Raw genomic sequence first — 24876 nt, forward strand, 5'->3', positions numbered from 1 at the left:
TCCAAGAGAATAAAAAAACGTTTACACTTAAAGTGATGCAAAATAACACTTAAATTATATTTTTTAAATACTTATTTCTTCCTATTATTTAAAACTTTACTTTTATCTTATGCAGACTTAACATTGCACTCATGCTAAAAATTCTTTTTTTCTTCCTGACCATCACTACTTCAGCTTATTCACAAATCTCTGGCTGTACAGACCCACAGGCACAAAACTACAGTTCTGTATCTAGCCAAAATGATGGAAATTGCAACTATAAAAACCTGAAGCTAAAACCGAAATATTCTTTTCAGCTAAGCGATTCATTAAAAGAAACTTCTGGGCTGATTGCTTTTGAAAATCTGCTTTGGACACACAATGATGATCACGACAAAACGATTTATGGATTAGATTCTTTAGGAAAAATTAAAAAGAAAATTGTTTTGGAACAGGCAGTGAATCAAGACTGGGAAGAAATTTCGCAAGATAGTTCAAATATCTATATTGGGGATTTTGGAAACAATTATTCTGGAAATCGATCGGATTTGAAAATTCTTAAAATCGAGAAAAAATCTTTTCTGGAAGGTAATCCAAATATTGAAACCATTTCGTTCACCTATTCCGATCAAACCGATTTTTCTGCTTCAAAACCTAACAAAACTGATTTTGACTGCGAAGCTTTTATTGTTTCCAAAGACAGTATTTATCTATTTACCAAACAATGGAAATCATCCAAAACCAATATTTATGTTTTGTCGAAACAAAAAGGAACCCAAACTGCAAAATTTAAAACAACACTCGACACTAAAGGTTTGGTTACTGGCGCAACCTATTTAGAAGATAAAAAACTCATTACTTTGTGCGGCTATAGCAAGGTTGGAAAACCATTTTTATATCTACTTTACGATTTTAAAAATCAGGATTTTTTGTCTGGAAACAAAAGGCGAATCGACTTAAAACTTCCCTTTCATCAAGTAGAAGGAATTGCAACAAAAGACGGACTTCATTATTTTATTACAAACGAATCTCTGGTTCGAAAACCTGTTTTAAACAATCCGCAACAAATTCATTACTTAGATTTGAGTTCAATTTTAAGTCAATATATCAAGATGCAGAAATAGCTTTATTTTTTGCCCCCATTATTAAAAGCCATAAACACGTCCCGATTTCTCCGAGACTTGCTGGAAGTCGGACATAAGATGATATTCCAAGTTCAGAATAACTAGGGAACAATGTATTGGCAAAGAAATTTATCAAATAGCCCAGACAGCCAAGCATTAATAATATTCCGAAAAATTTGGGAATTATTCCAGATTTGAAGATTAAATAACCAAGCGGAAACAACCAAAGTCCCCAAAATATCTGAACAATTAGATTTCCATAATCATATTGATTTAGATAAAACATAACCTGTTCGGCATCTTTATGATGAGAACCGATAATAGAAAGCACTGCAAATTTATTCTGCATGTTTATAAACGAAATCGGTACGCTTACAACTGCCAAAACAACCATATATATTGCATATGTTTCATTAACTGGTTTTAATAGTTTATACAAAACCAAAGGTAGAAATAGAAAAAAAGTATAACAAATTAAACTGCTTACAATACCTAGCCTGAAAAGAAATTCAGATTCAGAAATATTATTAAAAGTCACAGAAGCATTATCCCAGACAATTAATTTCGAAGGAACATATCCTAAGCTAAAAATCCCAGTTAGCACCACTACTAAATACAACAAACCGGCAATTCGCCCAGTAGTTCTATACGACAGATTTGATTCTTGATTCATGCTTTTATCTTTTTAAAAATTTAAACCTGTTTTGGCCATTTCAATGCAGTCCAAAATATTATTGATGTCAGAACACTTTCTATCAATGCGAAAAAAACGTAAAAACTCCACCATGGTGCAATTGTCGTAAAAGCGATTAAAAGCATTATTAGTGTATAAATAATTCCAAAAATCATATTGAGTAGACGGTTAAATTTTGGTTTTAAAACAACCGATGCAACAACCATTAATGCTGGAATTGCCATTAAAATTGCAGCAAGAAATAATTTTACTGGAGAATCAAGAAGTGTATCCCCGCTTATGAAATCCTCTACTTTTTTAGGAACATAGAGAGAAAAATAATCTCCATATATATAACAAAACATTACTGAAGTCCATAATGTCGCAAGTTTGATTTTGGGATTGATTCTAAAATCTTCGTAACCACTTGTATTTATTTGTTTCTCGCTCATGTTTAAGGAATTAAATTTCAAATATGACGAATGTATTTTTAAAATGTTACAATCCATTTTTACAATCAGCTTCCTTACTGATTTTATAAAAGCATGAAAACCAGTTTTAAAACCCGTTTTTTTTCTCTAGTTCAAAAACCTATCTTTGCGCATTATTATTAGAGTTTTAATTAATAGAGACTGATATTTCAGTTAAAAATCTTCATGAATTACTTATCTGTAGAAAATATATCAAAGTCATTTGGCGAAAGAGTCCTTTTTGACAACATTTCTTTTGGGATTAATAAAGATCAAAAAATCGCTTTTATCGCAAAAAATGGTTCTGGAAAAACCACCATAATGAGCATTATTAACGGATTGGAAGAACCAGATACAGGACAAGTTGTTTTAAGGAAAGGAATTAGAATGGCATTTCTTTCGCAAGACAATAATCTTCAGGATGAACTTACGATTGAAGAAAGTATTTTTGCTTCAGACAATGAAACGCTTAAAGTTATCGAAGCTTATGAAAAAGCTTTAGAAAATCCTTCTGACGAAGAAGCTTACCAAAAAGCTTTTGACGCTATGGATCAGCACAATGCTTGGGATTTTGAAACGCAGTATAAGCAGATTTTATTCAAATTAAAACTGGAAGATTTTAAACTTAAAGTGAAGAATCTTTCTGGAGGACAGAAAAAACGTCTTTCATTGGCTATAATTCTAATCAACCGTCCAGATTTATTGATTTTGGATGAGCCTACCAACCATTTAGATTTAGAAATGATCGAATGGCTTGAAAGTTATTTTGCCAAAGAAAACATTACGCTGTTTATGGTAACTCACGACCGTTTCTTTTTGGAGCGTGTCTGCAATGAAATTATCGAATTAGATAATGGAAAATTATATCAATACAAAGGAAATTATTCTTATTACCTTCAGAAAAAAGAAGAAAGAATCACTTCTGAAAATGCCAGTGTTGATAAAGCTAAAAACCTTTTCGTAAAAGAATTAGAATGGATGCGCCGCCAGCCAAAAGCAAGAACAACCAAATCTAAATCGCGTCAGGACGACTTTTACATTATTAAAGAAAAAGCGCAAAGCCGACGAAAAGAAAACAAAGTTGAGCTTGAAATTAATATGGAAAGAATGGGAAGTAAAATTATTGAGCTCCATAAACTTTCTAAAAAATTTAAAGACAGAGTTATTCTAGATAATTTTAGTTTTGATTTCCAACGTGGCGAAAGAATAGGAATTATTGGAAAAAACGGAACTGGAAAATCTACTTTCTTAAATCTGCTTACAGGAACAATTCCGCCAGACAGTGGTCGTGTTGTAAAAGGTGACACTATAAAAGTTGGATACTATACACAATCTGGAATTAATCCAAAACCAGGACAGCGTGTTATCGATGTTATTAAAGAATACGGAGAATATATTCCGTTGGCAAAAGGAAAAATTATTTCGGCCTCTCAACTATTAGAGCGTTTTCTTTTTGATGCTAAAAAACAATACGATTATGTCGAAAAATTGAGCGGAGGTGAATTAAAGCGTTTGTACCTATGTACCGTTTTAATCCAGAATCCAAACTTTTTGATTCTCGATGAGCCAACAAACGATTTGGATATTGTAACGCTAAACGTTTTGGAAAGTTTCCTTTTAGATTACCCTGGATGTTTATTGGTAGTTTCTCACGACCGTTATTTTATGGACAAAATTGTCGATCATTTATTTGTTTTTAGAGGAAACGGAATTATCGAAAATTTCCCAGGAAACTACTCTGATTTCCGTGCTTACGAAGATAGTGCCGATGTTGCTCAAAAAGAAGAAAACAAAGCCGAAAAGAAAGATTGGAAACAAAATAATCCGACAGGAAATTTAAGCTTTAACGAACAGAAAGAATATCAGAAAATCGAACGAGAGATTAAAGATCTTGAAGCTGAAAAAGCTAAAATCGAACAATTATTCTCTGATGGAAAAGTCGCTGATGCCGATATTAAGAAAAAAGCAAACGAACTTCAAAATATAATTAATAAAATAGACGCAAAAGAAGAACGCTGGTTTGAACTTTCTGCCAAACTTGAAGGATAGATTATACTTTTGAGTTTCAGCAATTAATGTTAATATCTAAAAACCATTATAGCGACTCAAAAACTAATTTATATATTTACGACTTTTAAAATAAATACCACATGAAAAAATTATTAATCGCATTATTTACATTGACACTTTTCGTTTCATGTACTAGTTCAACTCCTGAAGATATCCTCCCACCACCAAAGGATTATACGGCACAAAATGATAAAGAAATCACTGATTATCTTGCTAAAAACAATTTAACAGCAACAAAAACAAGCACAGGATTATATTACATAATCAAAACAGAAGGCACAGGAAAACAACCAAGTGTACTATCTACTGTAACTGTAAAATACAAAGGATATTATACATCTGGCAAAACATTTGACCAAAGCAAAGATGCTGCTGGAGCTACCTTCCCATTAAATAAAGTAATTCAAGGTTGGAAAGAAGGAATTCCATTTTTTAAAGAAGGAGGAACTGGAGTTTTGCTTATACCATCACATTTAGGTTATGGAAGTTATGACGACCCAAGAGGTGTTCCTGCGGGTTCTGTACTTATTTTTGACATTGAACTAATTTCAGTAAACTAATTGTTGTACCCTGAAAAGTAAAAATGCTATTTCAAATACAATCTTATTTAAAATTTCTTTGGCATTCTAAAAACGAACACGCGGTTCATTCGCCGTTCGTTTTTAGTCTGCTTACAAAATGCTTCTACGATAAAAAGCCTAAACCAGAATACGCCATTCTTAAAAAGTACAGAAAAACGCTTTTAGAGAATAAAAACTTTATAGAAGTAACTGATTTTGGAGCAGGTTCCAGAGTTTTCAAATCAAATCGAAGACAAATTTCTAAAATTGCACAAACAGCAGGAATTTCTCCAAAACGTGCTGAATTATTGTTTCGAGTTACCAATTATTTTCAGCCTTCAACTATTCTAGAAATAGGGACTTCTTTAGGCTTAGCAACCTCTGCGTTGGCTTTAGGAAATCCGAAAGCAAAAGTGGTTACAATTGAAGGTTGCCCAAACACCGCAAATGTTGCCCAAAATCAATTGGCTGAATTTGATTGTAAGAATGTTGAAAATGTAATTTCTGAGTTTGAATCTTTTTTAATTTCCGAGAACATTCAAGCAACAAATTACAATCTTATATATTTTGACGGGAATCATTCTAAAAAAGCAACTTTAGCTTATTTTGACCTTTTACTTCCAACCATAGACAATGATTCTGTTTGGATTTTTGATGATATTCATTGGTCAAAAGACATGGAAGAAGCTTGGGAGATAATTAAAAATCATCCGATGGTAAAAGTCACGATTGACACTTTTCAATGGGGCTTTGTATTCTTTAGAAGAGAACAGCCGAAAGAGCACTTTATAATTAGAGCATAAAAAAAGACGATCATTTTTGATCGTCTTTTTCATTTTCTAATTCAAAAAATTAAAATCTTATTTTTTTGCGTCTTTATTTTCTTCAGACTTTGCTCCCATTCTGTTTACAGTATACATTGGTGCAAACTTAATTTTCAAACCAGCAATTTTTCTGTTATCCTCTGCCGACAGACCTTCTTTTTCAACTGTATTTTTACGACTGTCAAGTGCTTCATACATTAATTTAATTTCATCCCAGTCTTCTCTAGAATATCTGTCTTTATTATTTTCTACAGTATGAACAAACTGCTGATAAACGCTATGAATATTTTGAGCATTTACCCAATTAAAACTCATGTCGTCACCAATTTTTCCTGCACCAAACAAAGCATCTCTTAATTGTTGTTTTGGACTAGGAGTTGGAGGGGCAAATTGGGCGGTCATTTCATTTTTAAATTCCTCGTATTTAATTTTACTTGCATTTACTTTTTCAGTTGCAGCAGCATTATCTTTGATATCCGCTAAAGCAGCTTGCGCGTCTTGAGATCTTCTGTCATATTCAGCTTCTACACTTTTCCAATTGTCTTTTAAATCGGATGCTGCCACATTTTTAACAGAGTCCACGTAGATTACATAGTTCTCAACTGTTTTTTGAGCTTTTTCTTGTTTTTCATCTTTACACGATGCAAACCCTAATACTACTAATGCAATTCCTATAGCTATTTTAATATTTTTCATAATCTTAGTTATTAATTAATTGATATATCAAATTTACTTAATACCAATTTCAATAAATTACATTATTATCATATTTTCAAAACAAAAAACATCTTAAAATTATAAAACATTAAAAATAATGCGAATTACACAAAATTAAAACTAAATCATATAATCATTTTAATCTTTAAAACCATATTTTATTAATCGTTTCGATACTTTTATTAGCTTAAGTGATTTTGTAACAAAAACCAATTATCAACTACTTATTCAAAAGTGTTTTGTACTTTTAAATCCAAAATTGTAAAATAAAATGGCTGAACCATTAATTAAAATAACCGACATTAAACGAAATTTTACCTTAGGAAACGAAATCGTTTATGTTTTAAAAGGAATAGATCTAGAAATACAAAAAGGCGAATATGTAGCTTTAATGGGACCATCCGGATCAGGAAAATCTACATTAATGAATTTATTAGGCTGTTTAGATACACCAACTTCGGGTCGTTATATTTTAAATGGAAAAGATGTCAGCAAAATGAAAGATGATGAACTGGCCGAAATTAGAAACAAAGAAATTGGTTTCGTTTTTCAGACCTTCAATCTTTTACCAAGAACAACAGCTTTAGACAATGTTGCCTTACCCATGATTTATGCTGGTTATGGAAAATCTGAAAGAATTGCTCGTGCAACCGAAGTTTTAAAACAGGTTAATCTCGCAGATAGAATGGATCACCAGCCGAATCAGCTTTCTGGAGGACAACGTCAGCGTGTTGCCGTTGCGAGAGCATTGGTAAACAAACCTTCTATTATACTAGCCGATGAACCAACAGGAAACTTAGACAGTAAAACTTCTGTAGAAATCATGAAGCTTTTTGGTGATATTCACGCACAAGGAAATACTGTTATTCTTGTAACTCACGAAGAAGATATTGCAGCTTATGCGCACAGAATTATTCGCTTAAGAGATGGATTAATTGAAAGTGACACAAGAAAAACTGTTTAATCGTTTATTTGGTTAATCGTTTAATCGGAAAAAGAAAAACTTATAATTTCAATTCAATCCTGATAAATTCTAAGGATAGAATCTAGAAAAATAAGCTCAAAGAAGAGAAAACTTAGCATCTCAGAACCTCAGAACCTTAGCATCTTAAAAAAAATGAAAGTATATACCAAAACCGGCGATAAAGGCACAACAGCTCTTTTTGGAGGAACTCGCGTACCAAAAGACCATATCAGAATTGACAGTTACGGAACTGTTGATGAACTGAATTCTTATATCGGATTAATCCGCGATCAGGAAATGGATTCGCATTACAAGACTATTTTAATCGAAATCCAAGACCGTCTTTTTACTGTTGGTGCCATTTTGGCAACTCCACAAGAGAAAGAAGTTTTAAAAAACGGAAAACTTCGTTTAGAAAACCTAGGCATAATCGATTCGGATATTGAATTATTAGAAAAAGAAATTGATAAAATGGACGAAAGCCTTCCGCCAATGACTCATTTTGTTTTACCTGGCGGGCATCCGACCGTGTCACATTGTCATATAGCGCGTTGTATTTGCCGTCGTGCGGAACGTTTAGCGGTACATTTAAGCCATAATGAACATGTTCCTGAAATAGCAATCACATACTTAAACCGACTTTCTGACTACCTTTTTGTCTTGGCACGAAAGTTGTCCTCAGACTTAAAAGCGGATGAAGTGAAATGGATACCCAGAAAATAAATTTTCTGGAAATTCCAATTTTTTGAAATCCCAAATTCCAAAGGAAGAATTAAATTCTTTTCGAATTTAAAAAAAGAAAAAAAACTTCAATTATAAATTGGAGTTTGGAGTTTAAGTCACTGGTATTTAAAGGCTTTTTATTGGAATTTGGAATTTAAATTTTGGGATTTAAAATTCATTTTTGGGATTTAAAAAGAGACGTTCTTAAATTTTATTAAAATAAATCAAAATTTACTTGTCTTTTTCAGTAAAAAATTTATTTTTGCACAAACTAAACAGATAACAGATGTATTGGACATTAGAATTAGCATCTTATTTAAGTGATGCGCCATGGCCTGCTAACAAAGATGAACTTATTGACTACGCCATTAGAGCAGGTGCTCCATTAGAGGTAGTAGAAAACCTTCAATCAATCGAAGACGAAGGTGAGATATATGAATCAATGGAAGAAATTTGGCCTGATTATCCAACAGACGAAGATTATCTTTGGAATGAGGATGAATATTAAAAAATAAACCAAAGGAAAAAGTCTCTCATCATAGAGACTTTTTTTTTGGTTCAAATACATATTATATAATAAAGAAATACAATAAATCATGAGTTTCATAAACAGTATTATTAAAGTCTTTGTCGGCGATAAGTCGCAAAAAGATGTCAAAGCTTTACAACCTTACTTAAATAAAATTAAAACATTCGAAGCTCCTTTAATGAGTCTTACAAACGACGAATTAAGAGGAAGAACCGTTTATTTTAAAGATAGAATCAAAGAAGCTAGAGCTGATAAAGATGCTAAAATTGCTTCGCTTAAAGCAGAAGTAGAAAACATCGAAGACATCGATAAAAGAGAAGACATTTACGATGCTATAGATGCTCTTGAAAAAGAAGCTTATGAAATCTCTGAAAAAACTTTATTGGAAATTCTTCCTGAAGCATTTTCTGTAGTAAAAGAAACGGCTCGTCGTTTTAAAGAAAATTCTCATATCGAGGTTACTGCAACTGCAAAAGACCGCGAATTCTCAGCAACAAAATCGTACATCACTATTGATGGTGAAAAAGCTATCTGGGCTAACAAATGGAATGCTGCCGGAAAAGACATCACTTGGGACATGATTCACTACGATGTTCAGTTAATTGGTGGTATGGTATTACACGAAGGTAAAGTTGCCGAAATGCAAACGGGAGAAGGTAAAACTTTGGTTGCTACCCTTCCACTTTATTTAAATGCCTTAACTGGAAACGGAGTTCACTTAGTAACAGTGAATGACTACTTAGCAAAACGTGATAGCACATGGAAAGCTCCTTTATTTGAGTTCCACGGTTTATCTGTTGATTGTATCGATAATCACCAGCCAAGTACAGAACAAAGAAAAAAAGCTTACGATGCTGATATCACTTACGGAACTAACAACGAGTTTGGTTTCGATTACTTAAGAGATAACATGGCACACTCTCCAAGCGATTTAGTACAGAGAAAACACAATTTTGCTATTGTCGACGAGGTTGACTCTGTATTAATTGATGATGCTAGAACACCGCTTATTATTTCTGGACCAGTTCCGCAAGGAGATCGTCACGAATTCAACGAATTGAAACCAAAAATCGAAAACTTAGTTGCACAACAACGTCAGTTAGCAAATGGTTTCTTAGCTGAAGCTAAAAAATTAATAAAAGAAGGAAATACTAAAGATGGAGGTTTCTTATTATTAAGAGCTTACAGATCTTTACCTAAAAATAAAGCATTAATTAAATTTTTAAGTGAAGAAGGAATTAAACAATTGCTTCAAAAAACTGAAAATCAATATATGCAGGATAACAATCGCGAAATGCACAAAGTTGACGAAGCTTTGTATTTTGTGATTGAAGAGAAAAACAATCAAGTAGAATTGACAGATAATGGTATTAAATACCTTTCTGGAGATACTGATGCAGATTTCTTCGTGTTACCAGACATCGGAACAGAAATCGCAGCGATTGAAAAACAAAAACTTGATAAAGATTCTGAAGCAGAAGCTAAAGAAAGATTATTCCAAGATTTTGGAGTAAAAAGCGAGCGTATCCACACTCTTACTCAGCTTTTAAAAGCGTACGCTTTATTCGAAAAAGATGTAGAGTACGTTATCATGGACAACAAAATTATGATTGTCGATGAGCAAACAGGTCGTATCATGGACGGACGTCGTTACTCTGATGGTCTTCACCAAGCGATCGAAGCAAAAGAAAACGTAAAAATCGAAGCTGCAACTCAAACTTTTGCAACTGTAACATTACAGAATTATTTCAGAATGTACAGCAAATTAGGTGGTATGACAGGTACTGCTGTTACAGAAGCTGGTGAGTTATGGCAAATCTATAAATTGGATGTTGTCGAAATTCCAACAAATCGCCCAATTGCAAGACACGATAAAGAAGATTATATCTACAAAACTACACGTGAGAAATTCAACGCTGTAATCGAAGATGTTACAGAATTATCAAACGCTGGAAGACCTGTATTGATTGGAACAACTTCTGTAGAGATTTCAGAATTATTAAGCCGTATGCTTAAAATGAGAGGAATCACTCATAACGTATTGAATGCTAAAATGCACAAGCAAGAAGCGCAAATCGTTGAAGAAGCTGGTAAAGCTGGAGTTGTAACAATTGCAACAAACATGGCTGGTCGTGGTACCGATATTAAATTGTCTCCAGAAGTAAAAGCTGCAGGAGGTTTAGCAATCGTTGGTACAGAGCGTCATGATTCTCGTCGTGTAGACAGACAGTTACGTGGTCGTTCTGGTCGTCAAGGAGATCCAGGAAGTTCTCAATTCTATGTTTCTCTTGAAGATAACTTAATGCGTTTATTCGGTTCTGAAAGAGTTGCTAAAGTAATGGACAGAATGGGATTGAAAGAAGGTGAAGTTATTCAGCATTCTATGATGACTAAATCTATCGAACGTGCTCAGAAAAAAGTAGAAGAAAATAACTTTGGTGTTCGTAAACGTTTATTAGAATATGATGACGTAATGAACTCTCAACGTGAAGTAGTTTACAAACGTCGTCGTCACGCATTGTTTGGAGAGCGTTTGAAACTGGATATCGCGAACATGCTTTATGATACTTGCGAATTAATTGTAAGCAATAATAAAGTAGCAAATGATTTCAAAGGATTTGAATTTGATTTAATTCGTTATTTCGGAATTACATCTCCAATTTCTGAGGCTGATTTCACGAAATTAAATGATATCGAAGTTACTGGAAAAGTATACAAAGAAGCTTTAGCTTTCTACACAGAAAAAACCGAAAGAAGTGCAAGAGAAGCTTTCCCAATTATTAAAGGAGTTTACGAAGAGCCAAACAACCATTTTGAAAGAATTGTAGTTCCATTTACAGACGGAATCAAAACTTTGAATGTGGTAACTGATTTGAAGAAAGCTTACGATAGCGAAGGTGCTCAATTAATTGCTGATTTTGAGAAAAACATTACGCTTTCTATTGTTGATGAAGCTTGGAAAAAACACTTACGCAAAATGGACGAATTGAAACAATCTGTTCAATTGGCTGTTCACGAACAAAAAGATCCATTGCTTATTTACAAATTAGAAGCTTTCAATTTGTTTAGAGGAATGTTAGACAACGTTAACAAAGAAGTTATCTCATTCTTATTCAAAGGTGATTTACCAGCTCAAAACGTTCCTGAAATCCATGAAGCAAGAGAAGTTCGTCAAAAAGAAAACTTACAATTAAGTAAAGACGAAATCCCAAACAGCGAGAGCATAAACCGTGAGGCTGGAGAAACTCAACAACGTCAGGTTACTGAAACTATCGTTAGAGATATGCCAAAAATCAACAGAAACGATACTGTTGTAGTTCAAGAAGTTGCTACTGGTAAAACAGAAACAATGAAGTACAAAAAAGCGGAAGCTTTAATTGCTGAAGGAACTTGGATTTTAATTAACTAATAATTTCTATTTCAAATAGCAAACATAAGTAGACCCGACAGATTTCAAAAATCTGTCGGGTTTTTCTTTTCTAATGCCTCCAGTTGTTCTTTTTTAACATTAAATAACAAAAATCATTCTTGTAAATAAATTTAAAATGTATTTTTGCTCTCAAAAACAACGAAACATATTTTGAAACGACTTTTCGTCATATTTCTTTCTTGCATGCTATTAGTTCCTTCTTTTGGCAGTTTCTTTGTTTATACCTCATTCAAATTAAATCAGGAAGAAATTTCGAAAACAATCTGTGTACAACGCAAAATGGTTTTCAACAGCTGTAATGGTCGTTGCGAACTTCAAAAAAGCTTAAAAAAATACGCAGACAACGAAAAAAGAATGCAAAACAATCTGAAAGAAAAAGCAGAAGTAGTTTACATTCAAACTTCAATCTTAAACAATTTCAAACTAACAGGACCTATCGAATCAAAAGCAAAAATTTTCGCTTCATTCGATAAAAAACCTATTGCAATAGCAAATTCAATTTTTCACCCTCCATCCTATTTTATATAAATTTTAAAAAGTCAAAATTCTAAGACTTGCAGTTCGCTTACGGCCTAAAGCCTATAGCTTACAGCTTTAATTTATATAATTCAAAATGAAAAAAATATACTTTACCCTATTAATCATAGGGCAATGTGTCTTTGCACAAAACAAAACAGTGCAAGACACAACAAAGCAAGAACTTGAAAATGTTTTTGTAACAGCAAACCGTACGGCAACTTTGAGAAAAGAAACTCCAGTTGCAATCAGTAAATTGACAGCAAAAACTATCAACGAAACCAAAGCGACAGCAGTTTACGAAATCATAAATAAAACTCCCGGAGTCTTGATGGTAAACCTAGGAAATGAACAGCACATGATGTCTATTCGTCAGCCTATGACCACAAATGCCTATTATCTGTATTTAGAAGACGGATTGCCAATTCGTCCAATGGGAATTTTCAATCACAATGCATTATTGGAAATAAACCAATACAATCTGCAAAGTATTGAAGTTGTAAAAGGCCCAGTTTCTTCTTTATACGGACCAGAAGCTGTTGGAGGAACCATTAATTTAATTTCGATAAAACCTCCTGTTGATCCTGAGTTTAAATTCGGAATTCAAGCTGACAATTATGGCTACAGAAGGTTTCAAGCTGCCGGAGGTGCAACAATTGGGAAAGTCGGCTTTCATATTGCAGGAATTTCTAGCTTGCAAGAAAATGGCTGGATGACGTATTCTGATTACAATAAAGATAATCTGAATGCAAGAATTGACTACAACATCTCACCTTCTACTCGACTGATCAGCAATACGATGTATGGAAAATATTATTCTGACATGAGCGGAACTGTTAACGAAGAAGCTTTCAACAACAGAACTTACAAAAGCACTTCTGATTTTACTTATAGAAAATCTGATGCTTTGCGAACTCGTTTAACATTAGAACATGACTGGAATAGCAATTCAAGCAGTTACATTACCGCTTATTTGCGTGACAATAAATTAGGCCAAAATCCGTCATACGGAATCAAATGGAGCCCGACAGTAAATCCGACAACGGCCAAAGGTGAAGTAAATTCGAACAACTTTAAAAGTTATGGAGCAATAGGACAGCACACTCAAAAATTTGATTTTTTAAACACCAAACTTGTTGCTGGAGCTTTATACGATTATTCTCCAGTGACTTATTGGTCGTATGTAATTGATTTAAAAGCCAATTTGAATCCAGGACAGCCAGGAAAACAAACGGTAGATTCGTATGAAATTATTGCCGAACATCCAGACTCTAAACTTTCAGATTATACAGCTGATATTTTTAATACTGCTGGTTATGCGCAAATTAGTTTCAATCCAATTGAAAAATTAATTGTTACTGTTGGCGGACGTTATGACAATATGAAAGTGAATTACGACAACGCAATTGACCTTTCTACAGGAAGCAAAGTATATGACAAATTTACTTTTAAAGCTGGAGCTAATTACAATCCTGTAGAATTTGCTGGTTTTTATGGCAATTATTCTCAAGGTTTTGCGCCTCCTGGAATTACTTCAATTTTCAGAGCCAAACCGGGAACTGGCGGTACATCTGGTGTTCCTGCCGAATTTTATTATAACCTGAAACCAGCAGATTTCGATAATTATGAAGTTGGTGGATGGCTTTCTTTCTTCCAAAACAAATTAAATATTGATTATGCATTTTATTATATGGAAGGAAAAAATGAATTATTAAACATCAAACTTCCAGATAACTCTACAGATTATCGTTCGGCTGGCGAAACACGCCATAAAGGAATTGAGTTTGGAGCTTCATACAAACCATCAAAACAATTTAATATTCGCCTTGGCGGTACATACGCTCAACATACTTATATTGATTTTAAACTTTCAGATAAACCATCAGATCCTATTCAGGATTTAAACGGAAAAGAAATGCCTTCAGCTCCAAAATGGTCAGGAAATTCAGAAGTTAGTTATTATCCAAATTGGCTTCCAAATTTGAGAACTTCAATTGAATGGCAGCTCGTAGGCAGTTACTACCAAGATCAAATCAATACCGTGAAATATGACGGTTATAATATTTTCAATGCCAGAATTGGATACCAATGGAAAAAAATTGAGGTTTACGGAAATGTGCTAAATCTTACTGACAAATTGTACGCATACAATGTTACAAGAACCAATGTCGCCAATGCACAGCCAACTTATACTGCCGCGGCACCTAGAACTTTTGTATTCGGAATTCAATATAATTTTTCATTAAAAAAATAAAGAATGAGTAAAGAAACAAATAAAAAATCTTCCAGGAAAGATTCTAAATTCATCAAAAAAGTCAAACAAAACATGTACAAATGGCATCGTGTTATTGGATTGATTACAATTGTTCCTGTAATTTTCTGGACCTTTTCTGGTTTGATGCATCCTTTTATGGCGCACTTTTTCAAACCTGAAATTGTTCATGATAAAATTGAACAATCAATTATTGACAAAAGCCAACTGCATTATTCTATTCAAGAAGTTTTACTGAAAAATGAAATATCACAATTCAAAAATTTCAGAATTGTCACTTTTAATAATTCAACTTATTATCAAGTAAAAACTATTCTTGGCGAACTTTGGTATTATGATGCTTCGACTGCTAAAAAACTAGAAAACGGAGATCAAAAATACGCCGAATGGCTTTCTCGTTATTTCTTAGATGACCAAAAAAGTCCTGTAAAAAATAGCGAAGTTATAACCGAATTTACTTCGCAATACAAATATGTAAATCGTTATTTACCTGTTTATAAATTAAGTTTTGATCGTCCTGATGGCATGCAAGTATATGTAGAAACCTCATCTAGCAAATTGGCTACCTATAATCCGATTTCTCGACAAGCTTTTATCTGGTTTTTTGACACTTTTCACAATTGGTCTTTTATAGATGCCATAAGCAATAATAGCATCCGAATTATTACTATGATTTTCTTATTGTCAATTATTGGGTTTTCTGCCTTGAGCGGGATTCTAATTTATGGTTTGCTTTGGAAACAATTCAAAAAAACAGATAGTTTAACGCCAAAAAAAGGATTGAGAAAATACCATCGTCAAATTGGGATTTGGGTTTCGCTTTTCACTTTGACTTTTGCTTTTAGCGGTGCGTATCATGCCACTACAAAATGGGCGCCTTATACTTTGTCGCAAATGATTTACGAACCGACTTTTGTGACCAAAGAAATTCCCAGTGCAAACAATAATCTTAATTTAGATTGGAATCGTTTTCAAAACATCAGTTTAATTACATTGAATGACACAACTTATTACAGATGTCAATTGCTTGAAAAGGAAACGAAAAGATTCAAAATGCCAAAATCGGATTCGAAATGGAATAAAAAAGAAAATTCAAAATCTGAAGTGGTTTACATTAATGCAACAACAAATAAAGTTGCACCAAATCTCGATTTAGAATACGCTGAATTTTTAGCGTACTATTTTACCGATGGAGCTCCAAAAGCTTCTTGTTGCGAAATGATCGACACTTCTGAAGATGATTCTCAACCTTCTTTTGAAAATATAAAATTGCTTGAATCAAAAGTGTTGACCGATTTTGAAAACAGAGAATATGGTTTTGTCAACAAAAGGCTTCCTGTCGTGAAATTGGCTTACGACACGCCGGAAAAAACAACTTATTTTATCGAAACTTCAACGTCAAGATTGGCTGCAGTTATCAATAATTCAGATCGAGTTGAAGGCTATTCTTTTGCTATTCTTCACAAATTTTTATTTATGGATTGGGCTGGAAAAAATATTCGCGATCTGGCAACAGTTTTAGCTGCGTTGTCGATTCTAATTGTTAGTATTTTAGGTTTTAATCTTTTCCTGAAAAAGTAAATTTTAAGTTGCTAAGATTCTGAGATACTAAGTTTTTTTTCTCAGAATCTTAGTATCTTAGAATCTTAAAAAAATTATCTAGGGTTATCTTGGTAATAACGCTCTTCAATTCGTTTTATATCTTTTATAGAGTTTTTCGCCCATAATAAACGCTTAACTAAAATTTCTTCTTCAGACAATTTCCAATCGATATCGGATCTTCTAAGTCTATTCGTCAAACTTTGAATGATAATTGCAGCAGAAACTGAAATATTTAAACTTTCTGTAAAACCTACCATTGGTATTTTTAAGAAACCATCAGCGTTGTCCATAATTTCTTTTGACAAACCTTCTTTTTCTGTTCCGAAGAATAAAGCACTTGGTTTTGTAATATCAAAATCTTCCAGCATGCAATCTTTTTCGTGTGGTGTCGTGGCAATAATCTGGTAACCTTTGCTTCTTAAATCTGAAAGGCATCCTGAAACCGAATCAAATCGATTAATGTCAACCCATTTTTGTGCACCTAAAGCAATTTCTTTATCGATTCTTTTTCCAAAACGCTGTTCAATTACATTTAATTCCTGAATTCCAAAAACTTCACAGCTTCGCATTACAGCACTTGTATTATGCATCTGATAAACATCTTCTACTGCAACTGTAAAATGTTTTGTTCTATTTTCTAGTACTTTTAAAAAATTAGCTTTTCTATTATCAGTTAATATGTTTTCTAAGAATGCGAGATAATCTAAATCAATCATTTTATTTATGTTTGGCGCAAAAATAATAAATAAAAGAGAAAGAAGGCTTCAACAGATTCTTCAGCCTGCCAAATCTGCAGTAAAATTAGCATTAAGCTTTTCATGAAGCAGATTAACTTCACTCAAATTCACAGACAAAATATCATCTTTATATGAATCTCCAACAAAAACAGCATTTTCATTTTTTGAATGTTTTTTAAGACGTTCCAGCATTAGATTTATTTCATTTTCAGAAAAATCGACATCAATAAAAGATATAAATCGTTCAATGACATTTTTCATTCCGTCATTATAATTAAGCATAATTACCTTGCTGTCAATTGCATAAAAGTGTAGAAAACCTTGAAAATATTTTTCTAAAACTAAAGCCTGATACTGTCGAAAACTCACCTCTTCGATTTCTTTAGAAGTAATTCCAAAAACACTCAATGGAATTATATTTGGAACCATATGCATTCCTGCTTGCTTTTGATGCGATCTTAAAACCTCTCCCGGATTTCGATACAATAATGCAAAAGGAATTTGAGGAAAGACCGATCTTAAATAAGAAGCCTTAAAAATACTCCAAGCATCCAATTTTATAATAAGATTCTTTTGTTCTGGAAATCTCTTCTGTCCAAGCAATTTTATAACCGATTCAAGTAAAACAGTTTTGGTATCTAAATCAAAAAAATCGCTTCTTAAAATCTCGTCAATAATAGGAGCTTCAGACACCATAATATTTTCAGATGAAGTTGCCAAAGACTGACTCAACATCGTAGATCCACATCTTGATACATGAAAAACCAATCCTTTCAATTCTACAAAATCGAGTTCTTTAGACCAATCAATTAGATTTTCTACCGTACTAACTACTTTAAAATATTTTGAATTATAACTATGACTTCTGCATTTCGCAATTGTTTCGTCAAAAAAAGGTTCTGCAAAAGGAATGTCCGAAAGATAAATCCATTCGAAATAAACTTCATTATCTTTTTCAATCAATTTAATCGGAATCCAATTTGAAATAAGATGCTTTATATTTTCCATTTTTCTTATGAGTTCATTTGCGATTGAAGTTCAGCAATAATCTTAGCATTCGTTTCAGATGGATTTCTTAAAAGCTCTGCAATAATCTGCTGCTTCACCTCATCTGAATATAGTTTTTTAGGTACAAAATTCACATCAAAACCCATTTTAGAAAACAATTTATCAGACCATTCATTTCTTATGCAATCCAAAGTCAAGTGAATTCTCGGTTCAGTACTTTTGTTCTGAACACTATGAGGTAATTGAAAATTAGCATACCAGCACTCTCCCATTTTCATAGGAACTAGTTTCTGATCTACGTAAAAATACACTTCGGAATTAGTAATAATAGGAACATGAATCCTGAAAAAGCCATCTTCATAAGAAGTATCATTATCCACGTGTTCTTTAATCTCGCTATTAGGGCCGAGTCTTAATAATCTCACAGCTTCCTTTTCGCACTCAAACCAATCCATTATTTCTTTAAAATAGGGACAACTGTCAAGCAAAGGCGTATTTTTATATTCTTTATCGGCAAAAGAAAGTATATCGGTTTCTAAACCAGACTGCGATCGCAAAGAAACACTTGTCCATTTTCCTTCATAGCGATAAGTATTAAAGTGCGGTGTCCATAAATTAGTCTCGCAAGTCAATAAATCGTTTTGTAGTTTCTCTATCGAAAAAGAAATGGGAAGCTGACAGGAAGAAGGATTCATAAGCCTTAAAAATTTAAATTGCTAATTATAAAATTATATAGTTTGTTGGCAGAAACCGAAACCGTTTCAGAATCTGTTTTTAATACTAAATCTGCTTTTTCTGGAATTTCAAAAACATCACTTATACCTGTAAAACTTCTAATTTTATTTTGATCATGGTCTGGTAATAAAGCTCTTTTGTACAATCCTTTAGGATCTCTTTCTATCAAATTAGCAATAGAACAATCTAGAAATACAGTTTTTACAAATTCAAAAGCTCTTAATTCATTTCTAACATTTTCATAAGGATTTATAACTGACATCAAAACGATTTTATTTTCCTCAATCAAACTTCGTCCAACATTAAAAAGTCTTCTCACATTTTCGCAGCGGTCTTCTTTAGAAAATCCCAAATCTTTACAGATTGTCTGCCGATAAACATCGCCATCTACTATCTCTGCTTCGTAATTATTCTGAAGCAGCAGATGCCTGACATTCTCAGCCAACGTTGTTTTTCCTGAACCTGAAAGCCCTGTAAATTGAATTAAAATCATACTGAAACGCTTTTACCAAACAGAACATTAAAATTAAACAATTCAGAAAGAGAGACAAAGCGTATAAACCCCTATTATTTTATCCAAAAAATTGCAATCTCTCCTTACTATTTACTAAACATTTGAATAAAGAAATCACTATTTTTATCTTTTAAAAAACTAAGAATGAAAAAGAAACTTGTTGTTTTAACAGGAGCAGGAATTAGCGCCGAAAGCGGCATTAAAACTTTTCGCGATAGCGATGGTTTATGGGAAGGACATGATGTTATGGAGGTTGCCACTCCAGAAGGCTGGCACAAAAATCAAGAGTTGGTTCTAGATTTCTACAATAAAAGACGCCAACAGTTAAAAGAAGTCAATCCAAATTTGGGTCATATCATTTTGGCTGAATTGGAGAAAGACTTCGATGTAAAAGTTATCACTCAAAATGTTGACGATCTTCACGAACGTGCAGGAAGCACAAACGTTTTGCATTTGCATGGTGAATTGCTAAAAGTTAGAAGCACACAAAATAAAAATCTAATTCTAGATTGGACAGAAGATTTGCTTACTGGAGATTTTGATGCAAACGGACATCAATTGCGTCCTCATATTGTTTGGTTTGGTGAAGAAGTTCCAGCGCTAGAAGAAGCAATTGACATTACCGAAACAGCAGATTATTTTGCTGTAATCGGAACTTCTCTTCAAGTTTATCCTGCCGCTGGATTAATTGCTTATACTCCAAGCACAACTCCAGTTTTTTATATAGATCCGAAACCTATTTCAATTCCGAACCTTCGCAATAAAGTTGAAACCATTGCCAAATTTGCTTCTGAAGGAGTTGCCGATTTAAGAGAAAAATTACTGACCCTAGAAAAAACAACATGATTTTTGAAAGCTGGTTACAGCAACTAACTCAATTTAATCTATTCTGGCTCTTTGTTTTCTTTTTACTAGAAAACTTAGTGTTAGTTGTTTTATCTGTTTTAATTGGAAAAATAATAGAACCAGAAAATACTATTTTAAAGAATAAAGATCGAAAATGGATACTTTCTACATTGCTTTGCAACACATTTATTACTCTAATAGGTTTTGAATTATATCGCTACGGAATCTTAAAAGTAGATTTTTCAGCGTCTCTTAAACTTTTCATTTTTGATACACTTTTATTGATTCTTTTGATGGATCTTTTCATGTTCATTTTTCATTTTCTGGTTCATCATTTAAAATGGATGTACCCGATTCATAAGCTGCATCATACACATGTAGAAACCAATGTTTACAGTTTGTATGTTCTTCATCCTATTGAAACTTTAGGTTTTGGATTTATTTGGCTGTTTTTAATTACGCTTTTGAAGTTTAATTATTTGAGTATCATCATTTATTTGATTCTAAATCTTTCTTATGGAATATTTGGGCATTTAAAAAAAGACATTTTTCCGTCTTTTTGGTACAGCAATTACTTCACAAAATGGATTTCGACCACTAAATTCCACAATGATCATCATAAAAATGAAACTCATAATTATGGTTTTTACTTTACAATCTGGGATAAAATTTTCAAAACCATAATTTAAGCATCAATATAGCTTTCAGAAGTTTTAACAATACCTTATATTTGCACCTTTCGAAAAACAACATAACAATGACTACTCTAAACGAATTGAATGCTATATCGCCAATTGATGGAAGATATAGAAATAAAACTCAAAATTTAGCACCTTTCTTCTCTGAAGAAGCTTTAATAAAATACCGCGTTTTGGTTGAAGTGGAATACTTCATTGCTTTATGCCAAATTCCATTACCTCAACTACAAGGTATTGATTCTAGTTTATTTGAAAGCTTGAGAAACATCTACAAAAACTTCTCAACTGAAGATGCTCTTTGGATTAAAGAAACAGAAAAAGTAACCAATCACGACGTAAAAGCGGTTGAATACTTTATTAAAGATGCTTTTGAGAAATTAGGTTTATCCCAATACAAAGAGTTCATTCACTTCGGATTAACGTCTCAAGATATTAACAATACTGCCATTCCTCTTTCTACAAAAGAAGCGTTTGAGCAAGTTTATATGCCAACTTTAATTGCTGTAATTGCAAAATTAAAAGAATTAAGCGTTGAATGGAAAGACATTCCAATGTTAGCTCGCACGCACGGACAACCTGCTTCTCCTACTCGCTTAGGTAAAGAAATCTTGGTTTTCGTAGAGCGTTTAGAAGAGCAAATGCGTTTGTTATTCAACATTCCATTTGCTGCTAAATTTGGAGGAGCAACAGGAAACTTCAATGCACATCACGTAGCATACCCGCAAATTGACTGGAAACAATTCGGAAATAAATTTGTTGAAACTGATCTTGGTCTAAAGCATTCTTTCCCAACCACTCAAATTGAGCACTACGATCATTTTGCAGCTTTCTTTGATGCTTTAAAAAGAATCAATACGATTATTATCGATTTAGATCGCGATATCTGGACGTACGTTTCAATGGATTATTTTAAACAAAAAATCAAAGCTGGAGAAATTGGTTCGTCTGCAATGCCGCACAAAGTAAACCCAATTGATTTTGAAAACTCTGAAGGAAACTTAGGAATTGCAAATGCTATTTTCGAACACTTAGCTGCTAAATTACCTATTTCAAGATTACAGCGTGATTTAACTGATAGTACCGTTTTACGTAATGTTGGTGTTCCTTTCGGACATACAGTTATTGCTTTTGAGGCAACTTTGAAAGGTTTAAATAAATTGCTTTTAAACGAAAGCAAATTTGCTGAAGATTTAGAGAAAAACTGGGCTGTAGTTGCTGAAGCGATCCAAACTATTTTACGTCGTGAAGCATATCCAAATCCGTACGAAGCTTTAAAAGGTTTAACAAGAACAAATGAAGCAATCGACAAAAATGCAATTCATAATTTTATTGCGACTTTAGAAGTTTCTGATTCCGTTAGAGCCGAATTATTAGCTATAACTCCTAGTAATTACACAGGAATCTAAGAAAAATACCAAATATTTTACCAAAAAAAGCTATCTTTATCGAGATAGCTTTTTTTTATTAAATCTAGAGGCAAATCCAGATTACACTCCTTTTATTTTAATTGGAGCTAATGAAATTTCATTTGAAACAAAAAGTTGGATCAGCCGCTTAAAAAAACACCTCTTTTTTATATGATTGCATTAAATGCCGCTGCAGAAACCACACACCACTTACAACCTTTAATTAGTGATTTAGGATTAATCCTGATGACTGCCGGAATTGCCGTTCTATTATTTAGAAAAATGAAACAGCCTTTGGTTTTGGGCTACCTGATTGCAGGATTTTTAGCTGGAAACCATTTTGATTTTTTTCCATCGATAAGCGACATGAAAAGTGTCGAAGTCTGGGCAGAAATCGGGGTTATATTTTTACTTTTTAGTTTAGGACTCGAATTCAGCTTTAAGAAACTAATGAAAGTTGGAGGAACTTCATCTGTCACCGCCATAACACAGATTTTGTTTATGACCGTAATTGGTTACGCAGTCGGGCAATGGATGGGCTGGGGAAAAATGGATAGTATTTTCTTGGGTGCAACACTTTCTATTTCGTCAACAACCATTATCATAAGAGCGTTTGATGAATTGGGGGTAAAAGGAAAAAAGTTCGTCGGGATTGTTTTCGGAGCTCTAATCGTAGAAGATATCGTTGCCATCTTAATGCTCGTTTTACTATCCACTATTGCGGTTAGCGATCAGGTTTCTGGTACCGAATTACTGCAATCTGTCTTAAAATTAATCTTCTTTTTAATTATCTGGTTTTTAGGAGGGATTTTTATTATCCCAACTATTTTCAAAAAAGCAAAACATCTCTTAACAGACGAAATGCTGCTGATTATCTCTTTGGCATTATGTTTAATGATGGTAATTTTCGCTTCAAATGTAGGTTTTTCTCCTGCATTAGGCGCTTTCATAATGGGGTCAATTATTGCTGAAACTACGATGGCTGAAAAAATTGAGCATTTAATTCAACCTGTAAAAGATTTTTTTGGAGCTGTTTTCTTTGTATCGGTGGGAATGTTAATCAATCCGGTTACTTTGGTTAATTACGCGCTTCCTGTTGCTATAATTACTTTATTGACCATATTCGGAAAAGCCTTTAGTTCTTCTATCGGAGCATTAATTTCTGGTCAGCCTTTAAAACAATCTGTTCAAACCGGAATGAGTTTGGCGCAAATTGGAGAGTTTTCCTTTATTATTGCCACTCTCGGAATGTCTTTAAAAGTTACAAGCGATTTCTTATATCCAATTATTGTGGCTGTATCTGCAATTACCACATTTACAACTCCTTTCTTAATTAAATATTCAGAAGGATTTGCTCTATACTTAGAGGCTAAAATGCCTAAAAGATGGGTAAAAAACATTAACCGTTATAGTGTGAATGCACAAGCAATTAAGTCTGTCAGCACTTGGCAGATTGTTCTTCGCTCATCTATTACGCAAATCATTCTTCACACAATCATTATTACTGCCATTATATTATTATCATCTAAATTTGTAGCTCCATTGGTTGCCGACACAAGATTCGGAAACACTTTAGCTGCGTTATTGACTCTGGTTGTAATTGCTCCATTTTTATGGGCGCTTTCGCTTCGTCGTGTAAAAGTAGATGAAGTCGAGACGCTATGGGAAGAACGCAAATATCGTGGAGCACTTTTAATGCTCATCTTAATAAGAATGAGTCTTGGTTTATTCTTTGTTGGTTTTTTACTGAATATTTTCTTCTCTCCTTTAGTGGCTTTCGTAGCACTTATCATCGCAATCGGAGCTTATCAAATTTTTCCTAAGAAACTAAATGAGCAATATCATAAAATTGAAAATCACTTTTTGAAAAACCTCAACGATCGTGAAAACAAAAAAATCGACAGAAGATACGCTAATTTAATGCCGTGGGACGGACACATGTCTTTTTTCGAAATTAAAAAAGAATCTAATTTGGTTGGTCAGACTTTACAGGAACTCAAAATTCGTGAACAACTAGGAATCAACATTGCTTATATTAAAAGAGGTGAAGTGACAATTCCAATTCCGACCAAAACCGAACGATTATTTCCAGGCGATGAAATTTGCGTAATTGGAACTGACGCACAAATCGCAGAATTCACAAAATTCTTAACTCAAAACGAAACAGAACCACCTACAAAAGTAGAGGAAACCGATATTGTTTTGAGACAGCTTGAAGTTTCTCAAGACGAATTCGTCCAAAAAAGCATCGGACAATTTAGAGCTAAAACAGACGGAATGGTCGTAGGAATTGAACGAAACGGAAACCGTATTCTAAATCCAGAATCTAGCCTAATATTAGAAAAAGATGACATTCTCTGGGTTGTAGGAGATAAGAAAAAAATGAATGCTTTGATGGCTTTTGAAGGTGCAAAGGTTCAAAGGAATAAAGGTTCAAAGGAATAAAGGTTCAAAGGAACAGAGGCTCAAAGGTCTCAAA

At 33.3% G+C, this 24876-nt stretch carries 22 protein-coding genes; 15 read left to right on the forward strand and 7 right to left on the reverse strand.

Annotation, left to right across the window (positions count from 1 at the left end):
• The first annotated feature begins 131 nt into the window (after positions 1–131).
• A complete protein-coding gene (locus DMA14_RS22250; RefSeq protein ID WP_111426662.1) occupies positions 132–1103 on the forward strand; it encodes a T9SS C-terminal target domain-containing protein in 972 nt (323 codons plus the stop codon).
• Here the strand turns inward: DMA14_RS22250 and DMA14_RS22255 are convergent.
• Together DMA14_RS22255 and DMA14_RS22260 are read right to left on the reverse strand one after the other, a co-directional pair.
• Positions 1087–1776, reverse strand: a complete 690-nt coding sequence (locus DMA14_RS22255) for a DUF4386 domain-containing protein (RefSeq protein WP_111426663.1) — start codon at positions 1774–1776, stop codon at positions 1087–1089. The two genes, DMA14_RS22250 and DMA14_RS22255, sit on opposite strands and share 17 nt — an antisense overlap.
• A gap of 20 nt (positions 1777–1796) precedes the next feature.
• Entirely contained in the window at positions 1797–2228 is a 432-nt protein-coding gene (locus DMA14_RS22260; protein ID WP_111426664.1) for a DUF6326 family protein, read from the reverse strand.
• Positions 2229–2432: 204 nt separating this feature from the next.
• Here DMA14_RS22260 and DMA14_RS22265 point away from each other — a divergent pair, with 204 nt between their 5' ends.
• From DMA14_RS22265 to DMA14_RS22275, 3 genes are all read left to right on the forward strand, one after another.
• Positions 2433–4295: an ABC-F family ATP-binding cassette domain-containing protein gene (locus DMA14_RS22265; RefSeq protein ID WP_111426665.1), complete on the forward strand. Its 1863-nt coding sequence runs from the start codon at positions 2433–2435 to the stop codon at positions 4293–4295.
• Between the two features lie 101 nt (positions 4296–4396).
• Positions 4397–4876, forward strand: a complete 480-nt coding sequence (locus DMA14_RS22270; protein ID WP_111426666.1) for an FKBP-type peptidyl-prolyl cis-trans isomerase — start codon at positions 4397–4399, stop codon at positions 4874–4876.
• A 23-nt stretch (positions 4877–4899) separates the two neighbouring features.
• Complete coding sequence (locus DMA14_RS22275; RefSeq protein WP_111426667.1) at positions 4900–5679, forward strand: O-methyltransferase; 780 nt, start codon at positions 4900–4902, stop codon at positions 5677–5679.
• 57 nt (positions 5680–5736) lie between these two features.
• On the opposite strand, the gene DMA14_RS22280 is transcribed toward DMA14_RS22275, so the two are convergent.
• The gene (locus DMA14_RS22280; protein WP_111426668.1) at positions 5737–6396 is read right to left on the reverse strand and encodes a DUF6565 domain-containing protein; all 660 of its coding nucleotides are present in this window, start codon (positions 6394–6396) and stop codon (positions 5737–5739) included.
• 292 nt (positions 6397–6688) lie between these two features.
• Between DMA14_RS22280 and DMA14_RS22285 the strand changes: the two genes are divergently transcribed.
• From DMA14_RS22285 to DMA14_RS22315, 7 genes are all read left to right on the forward strand, one after another.
• Complete coding sequence (locus tag DMA14_RS22285) at positions 6689–7381, forward strand: ABC transporter ATP-binding protein (RefSeq protein ID WP_111426669.1); 693 nt, start codon at positions 6689–6691, stop codon at positions 7379–7381.
• 153 nt (positions 7382–7534) lie between these two features.
• On the forward strand, positions 7535–8104 hold the full coding sequence (locus DMA14_RS22290) for a cob(I)yrinic acid a,c-diamide adenosyltransferase (protein ID WP_111426670.1): 570 nt from the start codon (positions 7535–7537) through the stop codon (positions 8102–8104).
• Between the two features lie 286 nt (positions 8105–8390).
• Positions 8391–8612 (forward strand): DUF2795 domain-containing protein, encoded by a 222-nt coding sequence (locus DMA14_RS22295; protein ID WP_007138072.1) that lies wholly within the window; start codon positions 8391–8393, stop codon positions 8610–8612.
• Positions 8613–8700: 88 nt separating this feature from the next.
• The gene (gene secA, locus DMA14_RS22300; protein WP_111426671.1) at positions 8701–12042 is read left to right on the forward strand and encodes a preprotein translocase subunit SecA; all 3342 of its coding nucleotides are present in this window, start codon (positions 8701–8703) and stop codon (positions 12040–12042) included.
• Between the two features lie 171 nt (positions 12043–12213).
• Positions 12214–12591, forward strand: a complete 378-nt coding sequence (locus DMA14_RS22305; protein WP_238990026.1) for a hypothetical protein — start codon at positions 12214–12216, stop codon at positions 12589–12591.
• Between the two features lie 85 nt (positions 12592–12676).
• Positions 12677–14833: a TonB-dependent receptor gene (locus DMA14_RS22310; RefSeq protein ID WP_111426673.1), complete on the forward strand. Its 2157-nt coding sequence runs from the start codon at positions 12677–12679 to the stop codon at positions 14831–14833.
• A 3-nt stretch (positions 14834–14836) separates the two neighbouring features.
• Positions 14837–16432, forward strand: coding sequence for a PepSY-associated TM helix domain-containing protein (locus DMA14_RS22315; protein WP_111426674.1), 1596 nt, complete (start codon positions 14837–14839; stop codon positions 16430–16432).
• A gap of 74 nt (positions 16433–16506) precedes the next feature.
• On the opposite strand, the gene DMA14_RS22320 is transcribed toward DMA14_RS22315, so the two are convergent.
• From DMA14_RS22320 to cysC, 4 genes are read right to left on the reverse strand one after another with little or no spacing between them, the layout of a single operon-like run.
• The gene (locus tag DMA14_RS22320; protein ID WP_111426675.1) at positions 16507–17169 is read right to left on the reverse strand and encodes a TrmH family RNA methyltransferase; all 663 of its coding nucleotides are present in this window, start codon (positions 17167–17169) and stop codon (positions 16507–16509) included.
• A 60-nt stretch (positions 17170–17229) separates the two neighbouring features.
• Entirely contained in the window at positions 17230–18198 is a 969-nt protein-coding gene (locus tag DMA14_RS22325) for a sulfotransferase family protein (protein ID WP_111426676.1), read from the reverse strand.
• A 5-nt stretch (positions 18199–18203) separates the two neighbouring features.
• Positions 18204–18893 carry an aspartyl/asparaginyl beta-hydroxylase domain-containing protein gene (locus tag DMA14_RS22330; protein ID WP_111426677.1) on the reverse strand — a complete coding sequence of 230 codons (690 nt, stop codon included), beginning with the start codon at positions 18891–18893 and terminating at the stop codon, positions 18204–18206.
• A gap of 5 nt (positions 18894–18898) precedes the next feature.
• On the reverse strand, positions 18899–19426 hold the full coding sequence (gene cysC, locus DMA14_RS22335) for an adenylyl-sulfate kinase (protein ID WP_111426678.1): 528 nt from the start codon (positions 19424–19426) through the stop codon (positions 18899–18901).
• A 165-nt stretch (positions 19427–19591) separates the two neighbouring features.
• Between cysC and DMA14_RS22340 the strand changes: the two genes are divergently transcribed.
• From DMA14_RS22340 to DMA14_RS22355, 4 genes are all read left to right on the forward strand, one after another.
• On the forward strand, positions 19592–20293 hold the full coding sequence (locus DMA14_RS22340; protein ID WP_111426679.1) for an SIR2 family NAD-dependent protein deacylase: 702 nt from the start codon (positions 19592–19594) through the stop codon (positions 20291–20293).
• Complete coding sequence (locus DMA14_RS22345) at positions 20290–20982, forward strand: sterol desaturase family protein (RefSeq protein WP_111426680.1); 693 nt, start codon at positions 20290–20292, stop codon at positions 20980–20982. The genes DMA14_RS22340 and DMA14_RS22345 overlap by 4 nt, the downstream gene beginning before the upstream one ends.
• A 68-nt stretch (positions 20983–21050) precedes the next feature.
• Positions 21051–22397, forward strand: a complete 1347-nt coding sequence (gene purB, locus DMA14_RS22350; RefSeq protein ID WP_111426681.1) for an adenylosuccinate lyase — start codon at positions 21051–21053, stop codon at positions 22395–22397.
• 171 nt (positions 22398–22568) lie between these two features.
• The gene (locus DMA14_RS22355; protein WP_111426769.1) at positions 22569–24842 is read left to right on the forward strand and encodes a cation:proton antiporter domain-containing protein; all 2274 of its coding nucleotides are present in this window, start codon (positions 22569–22571) and stop codon (positions 24840–24842) included.
• The last annotated feature ends 34 nt before the right edge of the window (positions 24843–24876 follow it).

Origin of the sequence: Flavobacterium sharifuzzamanii, from assembly GCF_003254585.1 — a bacterium.
GTDB lineage: Bacteria > Bacteroidota > Bacteroidia > Flavobacteriales > Flavobacteriaceae > Flavobacterium > Flavobacterium sharifuzzamanii.